The 12473-nt window shown below is 43.7% G+C and carries 8 protein-coding genes; 4 read left to right on the forward strand and 4 right to left on the reverse strand.

Features of this window, described 5'->3' with window-relative positions; genetic code table 11:
- Positions 1-436 precede the first annotated feature (436 nt).
- From ADIS_RS03580 to ADIS_RS03590, 3 genes are read right to left on the reverse strand one after another with little or no spacing between them, the layout of a single operon-like run.
- On the reverse strand, positions 437-1993 hold the full coding sequence (locus ADIS_RS03580) for a S8 family peptidase (RefSeq protein ID WP_316931191.1): 1557 nt from the start codon (positions 1991-1993) through the stop codon (positions 437-439).
- Complete coding sequence (locus tag ADIS_RS23110; RefSeq protein ID WP_010852959.1) at positions 1875-2885, reverse strand: S8 family serine peptidase; 1011 nt, start codon at positions 2883-2885, stop codon at positions 1875-1877. Before ADIS_RS23110 ends, ADIS_RS03580 begins: the two co-directional genes overlap by 119 nt.
- Positions 2886-2894: 9 nt before the next feature.
- Positions 2895-3863 carry an AAA family ATPase gene (locus ADIS_RS03590; protein ID WP_035804561.1) on the reverse strand — a complete coding sequence of 323 codons (969 nt, stop codon included), beginning with the start codon at positions 3861-3863 and terminating at the stop codon, positions 2895-2897.
- Between the two features lie 187 nt (positions 3864-4050).
- On the opposite strand from ADIS_RS03590, the gene ADIS_RS03595 reads away from it, so the two are divergent.
- Entirely contained in the window at positions 4051-5106 is a 1056-nt protein-coding gene (locus ADIS_RS03595) for a helix-turn-helix domain-containing protein (RefSeq protein ID WP_035804563.1), read from the forward strand.
- Between the two features lie 898 nt (positions 5107-6004).
- A complete protein-coding gene (locus tag ADIS_RS03605) occupies positions 6005-8089 on the forward strand; it encodes a M48 family metalloprotease (RefSeq protein ID WP_010852966.1) in 2085 nt (694 codons plus the stop codon).
- Positions 8090-8163: 74 nt separating this feature from the next.
- Here the strand turns inward: ADIS_RS03605 and ADIS_RS03610 are convergent, their stop codons facing one another.
- On the reverse strand, positions 8164-9930 hold the full coding sequence (locus ADIS_RS03610) for a TIM-barrel domain-containing protein (protein WP_035804589.1): 1767 nt from the start codon (positions 9928-9930) through the stop codon (positions 8164-8166).
- Positions 9931-10145: 215 nt separating this feature from the next.
- Between ADIS_RS03610 and ADIS_RS03615 the strand changes: the two genes are divergently transcribed.
- Both ADIS_RS03615 and ADIS_RS03620 read left to right on the forward strand, forming a co-directional pair.
- Positions 10146-11663 carry a DUF4301 family protein gene (locus ADIS_RS03615; RefSeq protein WP_010852968.1) on the forward strand — a complete coding sequence of 506 codons (1518 nt, stop codon included), beginning with the start codon at positions 10146-10148 and terminating at the stop codon, positions 11661-11663.
- Positions 11664-11682: 19 nt separating this feature from the next.
- Complete coding sequence (locus ADIS_RS03620; protein WP_035804591.1) at positions 11683-12465, forward strand: 3-keto-disaccharide hydrolase; 783 nt, start codon at positions 11683-11685, stop codon at positions 12463-12465.
- The last annotated feature ends 8 nt before the right edge of the window (positions 12466-12473 follow it).

A 12473-nucleotide genomic window follows, 5' to 3' on the forward strand; every position in this document is an offset into this window, starting at 1 on the left:
ACCATTTACCCGAAAAAACAGATGGGGATGGGCGGCTGCTTACGGTTAAATAAAAGGTCCGCTAAGAAACCAAAACCATTCGTTAGAGGGGTCAGCATGCTCCGGAATTAGACCAAAAGGGGTCAATATGCTCCGGAATAATCCTGAATATCCTGTTTAAGGGGTCAATCCCGAGAATCGGAACCAGTCGATTCTGGCCATTCAGGTCACTCTCACTGCCCAAAATCATTCCGATTAAGAGGGGTCAACATGCTCCGGAATATCCAGAAATCAATAATATTATTTTTAAGAATTTTGATTATAAAAGTAAGCCCTCGTTTATGGTAAATCCTTATCCTAGTGAAAAAGTTATTGAAATTTGTGAAATGTTAAGTTCAACATTGATTTCCGAAAATCTTGAAAATCTTCATAAAGAAATGTTTTAATCACTTCTTTTTTAAATAGCTTCAACCCCCACCCTCAATTCATTCAAAATCGGAGTAAGCAGATCCTCCGAATCTGTTTCTATGCTGATAATCAGACTATATCGGACGGATTTGTTATAGCGTTGATGAATGGGTCTTGTCTTCCACCAACCCCCAGTTGGAATGATGGCCAGTTCGTTTTTGGTAGCTAAGTCAGCTGCATTGCCGATCCAAATATCTCTATGGATGGATCCTTTGTCTCGTGTTTTTTGACCGATTACCCAGTTTTCACTTCCTTCTTGCTGATAATCCTCCTCTAAGGCTTTTCTAGCCTCTTTATTGATCCTTGCCAAAAAAGTTGTGGAAGTTTCATTGGTATCCTTCAATTTAAACCGAAGACCGAAAGAAGCATAATTGTTTGCCTTGGCATACCTCTTATTACCTGGATTGGGTTCTATAAAATAGGAGAGCGTTACATTCAACCTGACCAGTGTATTTCCCATTTCCAACAATTGTTGCTGTGGCCATGGAAGGGTAAATATATGGCATTCATTGGCCTGAACCCTACTGCTTTCAAATTTGTAAGGTGTAATGGTTTCTTGAACAACTAAGGAAACGGAGTTCTGTAAACTGTACAAGGCAGCTGGCAAAAATGGCACACCGTAACCTACTGTCCTCAATAATTGCATTTTTTCAACTGTGGAAAGGTCTTCAATTTTCCTGTCACCCAACATTTGATCTGTCCATTGGGCAGCGTGGACCATAAGTGCCCTTACTGTTTCAGGCCAAATGTTAGGATAATTATCCAAAATGCTTGCAGCAAATTTGCTGGCAAATGCCGTGGCTGAGGACGTTTCTCCAAAAGTGCAGAATAGAGAACTTGCCATTCCTCCTTTGGAAATACTTAAAGGCATCAAGGAATCAGGATCACAAAGACCGCCATTCCATTCTGCCGCATTTCCTCCCTCAAAAACAACCTCTGGCTTAAATGCCCATTCTTTTTCCCAAGTTGTGCTTGTACTGCTTGAAGGAGCTAACTGCCCCCTTTGCGCCAAAAGACTTACACCTGGATATCTGGATAAATCAATTCTGTCTTTTAAGGTATATGCTCCAATGGTCAGGGCATTGAAAGCTTGGGCCGGATCATGTATGCTGTAATCCTGATTGGATAAAGGATATTCCAGCCATCTATGATTGGGAATATTTCCTGCGGAAACCAATACTAACCGTTTCCAATCTTCTTCTCCAAAGGCTGATTTGTCTATTGCAGCAGACCATGCACTAGGTCTGCCAAAGTGGGTATCTCCATCAGCAGTTATTGCCATACAGAATACTCTTTGGTCGATGGGATTCGTCTCCGCTCTGGCAATGGCCTCTTCTGTAACCGCACCATATTGATCTGGATCTGTTGGTTTTGATTGCTGAATCAACTTTATACTTTCCAATCGGTGGAAAATCCTAATGCTTTCCCTAGATACTAAGGCTTCCGATAAATCCCCAAAAAAAGATGATTCCGGACATAGCAGTTCCGTGACCGGGGAAACGCCAAGAATCATTAGTCCCCCATGAAGGGTCAACCGTATCCACATGGATAATTGATGACAAATGTGCCAGTAAGGGATGGCTTTCATCGATGCCAGAATCCAAAAGGCATACTGACAAGTTTGGATTTTCCTGAATTTCTAATTGCTGAGCCAAGTTGGCGATCCAGTCCTTTTGTTCAGGAATATCCATGGAAGTAAAGACATCGGATAGCTCCACTGGTTTTCTTAATTCATCCAGGTATTGAGAATATAGCAGTGGTTCAGCCAGTTGTTTGGAACTTCCTTTTACTAGGATCACCAAGTGTTCTGGAAAAACCAAAAATCGAGAGGATACCTGTACACCGAATGCTTGTAATCGCTCTGTGATCTCCGAATGGACAGCCTCCGCTGATGTGGTCGTTATATCTAACCAAACTTCCCACCATACTTCCTGTTCATGATCAGGGAAAGGGATTTCAGGTTCCTGCCAAAAGGACTTTAAAGTAGCTTGATGTATGGATTCAAGGTTGGATAAAAGGCTTGCGTTTTTAGGATTTCCTGAATCATAATTTCTTTCTACTTGAGAGTAATCATTAATTTTTTCGAGAAAATCTTTAACTCCCTTCTTGGAAAGATAGATCGAGCTGATTGTTTTTTCCTGACCATCCTTCTCGATTACCTGTTTTAAAGAAGCAATTCTGATATCTCCTGCTTTTTTTTCAAATTTTTTGATATCGAGTTCAAAACCGGGAAAAGTTTCAAGCTCCACATACACGAAATCACCTGGTTCACCTTGCCAAAAATCTAAAAAAGCTTCTTCAAATTCATTCTTTAGTTTATTCCCGTGTTTGGTTTGATCGATGTTTTTGTTTGTTTCAAACCTAACCCTTCCTAATGGTGTGAAGCTTATGGATCTGGCTTTATTCTCTAAAAATATATGCTTAAAAAATCCATCCATGTGTTTTGATTAGTAGGTTCTCTTTCTAGCCATTATATACTGAATTATTTTTTCTTCGGTTACCTGAATTTCTCCATAGAGCAAATAATCTTTCCAGATATCTTCGCATATTTTATGCACTTCGGCATAGCTCAACCCCATAGATTTTTTGGACAGCTGATCTAGGTCCATCTCTTTTAGGACTCCTATCTCTGCTAACCTAGCGGAGAAAATTTGTTTGATTTGTGCCTCCGAAGGGTTTGTGTAAAGGATGATATCATCAAATCTTCGGAAAAGGGCGGTATCCAAGCTTTCCGGTAAATTGGTAGCTGCAATAATCAAACTATTGGACTTATCTTTCTCTATCTGCAGCAAGAAACTGTTTAATACCCTTTTTATTTCTCCCACATCTTGAATCTGAGTTCTGGTGCTACCAATGCTGTCAAATTCATCAAACAAATAAACAGCCCTAAAGTCCATCATAGCATCAAAAATCAATCTTAGCTTCGCTATAGATTCACCAAGGTATCTGCTAATCAGGCCATCCAAACGAATGACAAATAAGGGAAGCCCTAATTCTCCAGCCAATGCATGGGCAGTCATGGTTTTTCCAGAACCGGGAGGACCTACAAGAAGCAATTTCCTTCGAGGTTGCAGGTTATGGCTTAATAACTTATCCAAATGCCTTTGTTCATGAATGACTTTAGCCAAGGTCTCCTGAATATCCTTGGAAAGCACCATGTCTTTCAATCTAGTGTCCGGACTGACCAATTCCAGTAGGTCATTCAGTTCTTTTTGAGCTGCATTGACAGGTAATCTTTTGACAACAGCTTTGGAAGATTTACTCTTATCAATCAATTTTTTTAATTCCTCAGCCAGTGCAACATGCCCTTTTCTAGCTTCAGAAGCAGCAATTTGCATAGCAGTAGCGTAGAAGCGGGATTCATCCCCTTCTCCAAATGATTTGATCAATGTCTTTATTTGTTCTGCAGCTGCCATTGTTTAAATCACTAAAAATCCATACTCTTAGATGTAAACGTAAAATAATACAATATGCCTCAACAAGCCATGAAATATCTTACTTTCTTTTTGTCTAGCCCGAAAACTTGTTGACAAATTATATAAAATTATATATTTTGTCAACCAAAATACTTATTTTTACATAAGTTCAAACATCTAATAATCAATGAAACACCTCGCTTCCCGTCTCAAATCAGCCCGTTTGATGAATGGCTTATCTTTGCAAGGTCTGGCAGACCGGATAGAGAACCGTATCACCAAACAAGCACTTAGTAAGTATGAGCAGGGGCAGGTAGTTCCTGACTCAGAAATGATAGGCATCTTGGCAGAAGCCCTGCATGTCAGACCGGACTATTTTCATACCGATACTATCATAAAATTTGGGGAAATAGAATTTAGAAAACTGGATTCTTACCCAGTCAAAGAAAAGAACAGGATTGTAGAAATAGCCAAAAATGAATTGAGCCGCTACATTGAGTTAGAGGAAATATTGGGTATTGAAACCAAGTTCCACAATCCGCTTGATGGAATGACTATTAATTCTCTAGAGGATATTGAAAAAGCGGCTGAAACCTTAAGAAAGGCTTGGGGCTTGGGAACTGATGCCATTTCCAATGTAATCGAACTTTTAGAAGATCATCATGTCAAGGTGATTGAAATTGAATCTGAGGAGTCATTTGATGGTTTCGCTACTTGGGTGAATGGGAAAGACATTCCTTTAATCGTACTCAATAAAGCCAAGTTTGTGCATAAACTTGATCGGAAGCGTTTCACTGCCTTACATGAATTGGGACATTTGCTTCTTGATGTAAATGGATACGAAGAGAAGCAAAAGGAAAAATTCTGCCGTGCTTTTGCATCCGCTATGTTGATCCCCAAAGAAACCTTAAGAGAAGAACTGGGAGGAAAAAGAAGCAAATTGTCCATGATTGAATTGGGAGCCATCAAGCAGCAATATGGGATTTCCATGCAGGCATTAGTTTATCGGGCTAAAAATCTCGGGCTGATCTCTGAAAATTACCTCAAGCAATTCTACATAGTTTTCAATCAGCTGGGATTTCGGGTAACTGAACCGGTGGATTATGAAGGAATGGAGCATTCCAATCGATTTTCCCAGCTTTTGTTCAGAGCCTTGGCAGAAGAGTTTATCAGCATCAGTAAGGCAGCTGCCTTGAAAAATCAGAAATTGGCGGAGTTTAGGAAGGAAAATAGGATCATCTGATGAGGATTGCTGTTACGGATGCCTTAGTTTTTATTGAGTTGATTGGGCCCGATTTGATTTCTGATTTCTTTTAAATTGGAACTTCATCCTCACACCACAGTCTTTAAAAAAGTTAAGAATAAATGCTTTAGTTGAATACGGGGCTTCCTCTTGGATATTTCGGTCGGACCATGCCAGCGTTTTCGATCAAATGGTGCCACTTCGTTTCCATTCCAATCTTTTTCCTCCCGGCTACCGTCCGAAAAAAGGATTTCCATTTCTATCCATAAGCCGGTAAACAGTTGAGATAAATTAGCAGATTATAGAAACCCCTCAGCTTTTTTTCAACTTGGCCATTTCAGATTCCACGATTCGATCAGCTTTTAGCCACCAATGATCAGGTAGAGTTTTGCCAGTTATCCAGCCTTCTTCAACACCTCCATATAAAAGCACACCACATTGCCGTGTTCCATCTTGTCATGGTTTCTCTTGGTTTTCCGTACGCCGACATCTTTTTCTGATTCGAGTCCTACCCTAATTCCTTTGTCAACAGTTTTCCAATGCCATAATCGATCCTGTCCCCGGTTGTGAATTATGATCCATGCAAAGATGATCTTAAAAAATGCGAGATTCAATGTGACCGCTGAAAAGCAATTCATGTACACATTAAAAAAACCTACATCGGCAAAGGTATTTTCCTGAACAAAAAAATGAGTACATTGGCGTGGATTCCGAACCCACAAGTCTGGCGATGCTTTTTTCCCACCGGTTTTCGGCTCAATGACAAGAGCGGCTTGTAAATGGGGGTTCAGATCTCCGATCGGATTTTTATGCTTCCTTGCTCCCCTCAGGCCAAGATGCCTCAAAATCCCCCATTGCAAGCAACGTATTTTGTAACTTTTAAAAACTATGCTTTAAAATGAAAAAGAAGGAAATTCAGCTCTCTAAGGAGTTTAAAAAACAGGCAACAAAAGCTATTATTTCAATTGCATTTTTCGTAGTCACCTACTTGTTAATTCTATTAGTAACAATCGGCCTGACCGCGCTATGCATCACAGGCGGCGTTTTATTGATTGCTTTAAAACCAATGTTATTCACGATTGCACTCGGAATTGGTTTAGCCAGTTTGGGGATTCTGATCCTGATTTTTTTGCTGAAGTTTGTTTTCCAAAACAGCAAAACGGATCGCTCTGATTTAATGGAAATAACTCAAGATAAGGAACCCAGGTTATTTGCCATGATTCATGAAATTGTTGTTGAGGTTGGGACTGGTTTCCCCAAAAAGGTGTATTTATCTTCTGACGTAAATGCATCTGTATTCTATGACTCAAGCTTCTGGAGTATGTTTTTACCCGTAAAAAAGAACTTACAAATAGGATTGGGGTTGGTTAACACCGTAACAAAGGAAGAACTAAAATCAATATTAGCCCATGAATTTGGTCACTTCTCGCAAAGAACGATGAAGGTGGGAAGTTATGTATATAACGTAAACCAAGTGATTTACAACATGCTTTTTGACAATGACGCATACGAAAAAATTATTCAAAAATGGGCAGAGGTAAGCGGCTATTTCTCGCTGTTTGTTTCCATCGCCGTAAAAATAATCATGGGAATCCAGTGGGTTTTAAGAAAATTGTATGAGCTGGTCAACAAAAACTACTTGGGACTGTCAAGGGAGATGGAATTTCATGCGGATGAAATAGCTGCCAGCGTAACAGGCTATCTACCGTTAAAGCGCTCATTACTTAGAATGAACCTTGCCGACAGTTCATTCGATAACGTGCTGAACTTCTATAATCGTAAAATTTCCGAAAATATCAAAAGTGAAAATTTGTACGATGACCAATCGGCGCTTGTCCAATTCCTTTCAGAAGTGAACAATCTAAAAATAACGGATAATCTCCCGGATATATCTCTTGAAGAACAAATCAGATTCGACAAATCTAAGCTGGTTATTAAAGACCAGTGGGCCTCACACCCTTCCATAGCGGAAAGGATTAAGAGATTAGAACAAACAGGATATAGAAAGGAAACCCATACAGACAGCCTCGCGAACAGTGTTTTTTCAGATATAATTCGGATCCAAAAACAATTTACCAACGTACTATTTGAAACCGCAACCTATCAGGGGGAAGCCTATCCGATCACTTCCGAGAAATTCATGGAAGAATACAGGCAAGAAACGCTAAAGAATTCATTTTCCAAGATGTACAACGGTTATTATGACAATAAAAATCCGGTGCATGTTGAATTGACTCCAAGCCAATCCTATACTGACGAACTGAATATTTCTGAATTATTTTCCGATGATAAAATTGACTTGGTTTATACTTCGATCGCACTACAGAATGACACGGAAACCCTTGAGAACATAGCAAACAACTCTATTTCCATTAAGACATTTGATTACGATGGAATTAAATACAGGAGAAAAGAAGCAAAAAACCTGATTAAACAGCTAAGTATAGAGCTTGAAAACATCAATGAGAAAATTAAAGGAAACGATATAAACATTTACCAATTCTTTCAAAGAATGGAAAATAAACAAAATAGTTCAAATGAACTGAAAAAGTTATACACCGAATTTTTTGACTTTGATGGGGAATTTGAGGCAAAAATCAGCATCTTTATCACCTTGCAAAATGAATTACAGTTTATAAATGTTACGACACCCACTGAACAGATAAATTCAAACTTCAAAAGAATAAAACCTATTGAAGAAACCTTAAAGAATGAGATTAATAAGCTATTGGTTGACAATATGCTAACATCCGAGATTACCCCTGAGATAAGAGAGAATCTTGAAAAATACACGTCGGCATCCTGGGATTACTTTGGTGTGACCATTTACAAGGAGGAAAATATAGCGTTGCTATTTACCGCACTGGACAATTATGCGTATCTCTTATCTAGGAAGTATTTCTTACTCAAAAAAGCGGTATTGGACTACCAGGAAAGACTAATGGAAAACCAAACGCAATCGAGCTCGACCCTTGTTACCTAGCTGATGGCAAAGAAGAGGTAGTTTGGATAACCGGAGCTTCCTCCGGCATAGGAAAGGCAGGTTCGTACTATCAATCAGTAAACCACCTCCAATTCCCCTAGGGTCCCCGACGCTGATCGGATTTCCAGTTGGCCTTTTGCCGGATGAAAGAAATACCCCTCCTGTGCCACCAGGGGTACGCCATTGGCCACCACTTCCCGAGGTGCGGCGGCAGACCGGATACGCAATACATGGGGAACCTGCTTCCCTGTAATACCGATGCGGAGGCGATTTCCGGACAGCTTCATACGCACATCGGTCGGAGCATCGTTTTCCCGGTAAATGGTAAAGCTGGATTCTTCCCCATCGGGATACAGCAGTAGCGTAAGCAGTCCCTCGTCCCCATCGTTGCCAAAGCCGGTATACCCACGGCTGATCTGCATGGGAATGATCGCTCCCGCCTTCACAAAAACCGGGTACTCGTCCATGGGAAAGTCTTTTGAAATCTGCCTGGGCCCCTGAAATTCCTCCCGGTCGTCCAGCCAATAATACCAGGTGCCCTCCGGCAAAGTCACTTCCAGGTCCGTACGGTCCTCATAAACAGGGGCTACCAACAGGTAATCCCCAAAAAGGTAGTGGTAGGTACCGGGCATACGACGCTGCAAGCGGGTACCTCCCTGATGACCGGTGACCACATAATGGTACATATAAGGCACCAACTCGGTATGCAGCCAAGAAAACTTGCGGATCACCTCCAGTTCTTCTTGGGTGCGCTTCCAAAGCGCCCGCTCTCCATGGCCTCCGTTCATGAACAGCCCACAAAAGGTCGAAAACTGCGTCCACCGCATGTACAGCCTGGGAGGGATAACACTTCCCGAAAAACCGGCAATATCGCTACCGATCACATTGTAGCCCAAATCCGCACTTTTTAGAATACTTTCAATGGCAGATTCAAATCCCTGAATTCCCTTCAAGGCGATGTCTACCTTGCCCTGATCGGGATCCTCCAACATTTCCCGGGATTTCCACTGATGTACCTGATCGCCTACCCAGTTGACAGGCGAAGCATCTATGGGCGCAAAGCCCTCGGGATGGTACCAGCGGTCAATGGCCCGGGACAAGGTGACGAACTCCGGATTCTGGCTCAGCCCGTGGGCGTACTCGTCCCGGTAATAATGATCCATATAGGTACGGGCACTCATCCAGCCGGCCGCTGTACGCTTATAGAAAATCGGAATGCCAAAAAAATCCGTCGAAAACAGGGTCGCTGTACCGTCAAGCTTCCACCCGTCTATGCCGAGGTCAAAAACCCGCTGCTGAAGACCCCGCCACCACTCCATGGCCTGCGGGTTGGTATAATCGATGAATCCGCCCCTACCCTTCCACCATTTATTCTCTTTCCCTCCAGCTAGATAGCCCTTTGATTTGATATCCCGGTACCACAGCTCCGAATCCGGCTCACGCAGTCCTTTGTTGTAGCTGTTTACCATGGTGGTCATCCAAAGCACGATGCGGTAGCCGTCTTCTTTCAACTTGGCAAACCACCGGTCAGGATCGGGATACAAGACGGTATCAATTTCAAAATCGTTGTATCGAAAACTCCATGGACTGTCCAGTATCACCGTTCGCACCGGAATATCATGGGCCCTATATCCCTCCAACAGCTCATCTACATAAACGGCCGTATTCACATCATCCTCCCAAAGCCAGCATTCCAAGGCCCACGCGGGGGTCAGGGGCGGATTCCCATGCCGCTGCTTGTTAAACGGAACTCCCCAAAAAGGATACAGAAATAGGCCGTAGGCCAACAGGGCCAAAACACCTACAATCCAAGCCAGTATTTTCAAAAACTTCACCCACATAGCTACAATGGTTTTCTGGGGTAATACGCCGGATTGCACGGAAAATACCCCGCCCTTTCCCAAAAATGAACAGATTTGATTCTCCCCGTCCACCATTTGGCCTGCGAAACGGAAGTAATTGCAGGATTTTCCGGGATTTCTTAGGTGGGAAAGGGGGCGATTTGCTATATTGGATGGTTTAAAAACCTAAGGAAAACTAACCATTTTTATTCGATATGCTTACCACAGAACAGAAAGACCAAATCACCCGCCAAGGCATGGACCTGACGCTGGTAGAAGAACAAATCCGAAATTTCATAGAAGGCTTTCCCCCGTTGGAAATCCACGCCGCTGCCGCCATCGGTGATGGTATACAGCTTTTGGACGAAGCCTCTCTCAAAAATTGCCTGGAAACCTATGACGCTAAATCCCCGGAGAAAAAAATCGTGAAATTCGTCCCGGCTAGTGGGGCTGCAAGCCGCATGTTCAAGGACCTGTTCTCCTTTTTGGAAAAAAATGGAAGCGATCTTTCCAAAGATGCGTTTACGGGCAAGTTTATTGAAAAGCTGGCGGATTTTGCCTTTTTTGAAGACCTTGAAAGCAGCCTTCAGCAAACCGGAGATAGCATTGCCGCTGCCTTGGAACAAAAGAACTATCCATTGATCGTTGCCCGTCTACTAAACCCGGACGGATTGGATTATGGGTCCCTGCCCAAGGGATTGCTCAAATTTCACCGGTACCCCGACGGCAGCCGCACGCCGGTACAGGAGCATTTCGTAGAGGGTGCGGCCTACGCACTGGGCGAGGGAAATACCATACGGCTGCATTTCACCGTTTCTCCCGAACACCAAGAGAAGTTTGAGGCCCATGTAGCCGCTATCAAGCCCCAGATGGAAGCAACTTTCAACGCTAAGTTTGACATCAGCTTTTCCCAACAAAAAAAATCCACTGACACCATCGCGGTAGACATAGCCAATGCCCCGTTTGTGGAGGAAGATGGAGAGATCCTGTTCCGCCCGGCGGGACATGGGGCCCTGCTTGAAAACCTAAACGACATCGATGCGGACCTAATTTTCATCAAAAACATCGACAACGTGGTTCCCGACCGCATCAAAGATCCCACCAATACCTATAAAAAAGCGATTGGGGGCATACTTCTGGATGCCCAGGAGGCCGTATTTGCAGCATTGGAAGCGCTGGACAAGGAGATAACAGAAAGCTCGGTTGACCAGGCAAAATCCGTTTATACCGGCAAACTGGGTTCCAAATTGCCCTCCGCTTTTGAGTCCATGACGCTATCCGAAAAAGCGGATTTTCTTCGCTCCAAACTCAACCGACCCATCCGTGTTTGCGGCATGGTGGAAAACACCGGTGAACCCGGAGGTGGCCCGTTCTGGGTCAGGGAAGCAGACGGGTCCCTTTCGCTGCAGATCGGCGAAACCGCCCAGTTGGACCTGAACAATCCCACACAAAAAGCCTTGTTTCAGCAGTCCTCCCATTTCAACCCCACCGACCTGGTTTGTGGCGTAAAAGACTACAAAGGCCACAAGTTCAACCTATTGGAATTCAGAGATCCGAAAACGGGATTTATCACCGAGAAATCCAAAAGCGGGCGGGAATTGAAAGCCCAGGAGCTACCCGGACTTTGGAATGGCTCCATGGCCCATTGGAACTCCATCTTTGTCGAGGTACCTTTGATTACATTTAACCCCGTAAAGACCATCAATGACCTCTTGCGGGATGTACACCAATAACCTACCCACATTTATGACCATGAAAAACCGCAGGGAATTGATCAGATACCTATCCGTTATCGTACTGCTCCTATTGATACAAGGGATATCACATGCCCAAATTGGTGTAGGAGCCAAGGCTCCAAAAGGGGCCAAACAGCTATTTGACGGATCCAAAAAATCCCTACATGGGAATTGGCAATACTGGGAGGGCCCCCGTTTGGCCGCAGAGCCACCCATCAAGTGGGCGATTGTAAAAGATCCTGTGGACAAAGGAACCGCTGTGAGCTCAAATGATCCCGCAGCAGCCGGAGGAAAATATGGGGCTGCAGACATCGTGACCAAGGAGGAATTCCGGGATTTTCGCCTGCATGTAGAGTTTCTGATCGCCAATCCGGGAGGCAACAGCGGCGTGTACCTACAGAATCGCTATGAAATCCAAATCTTGGACGGCGACAGCACCGACCACGGCATGGCCGCCATCATCAATGAACACGCCGCGCCCTACCGGGCCTACAACGGCGTAGGGAAATGGAATGCCTACGACATGCAGTTTCGAGCTGCCCGGTTTGATGACAGCGGCAAGCTAACCGAAAAGGCACGCACCACCATTTATTTCAATGGCATCAAAATCCACGAAGACCAGGCCATACAGCAGGTTTGGGGCGGCCCCAATTCGGGCATGGACGGAGGGAACGATGCGGGAAAGGGAATCACCGATCGTCCGGGAGGCATCAAGCTACAGGCTGAGGGCCACGATGTGCTTTATCGAAATATTTGGATTCAGCCGCTAAACCTTTCTGGGCCAAGTACCGACTTCTAGTCAAGTAG

Source organism: Lunatimonas lonarensis (genome assembly GCF_000390185.1).
Lineage (GTDB): Bacteria > Bacteroidota > Bacteroidia > Cytophagales > Cyclobacteriaceae > Lunatimonas > Lunatimonas lonarensis.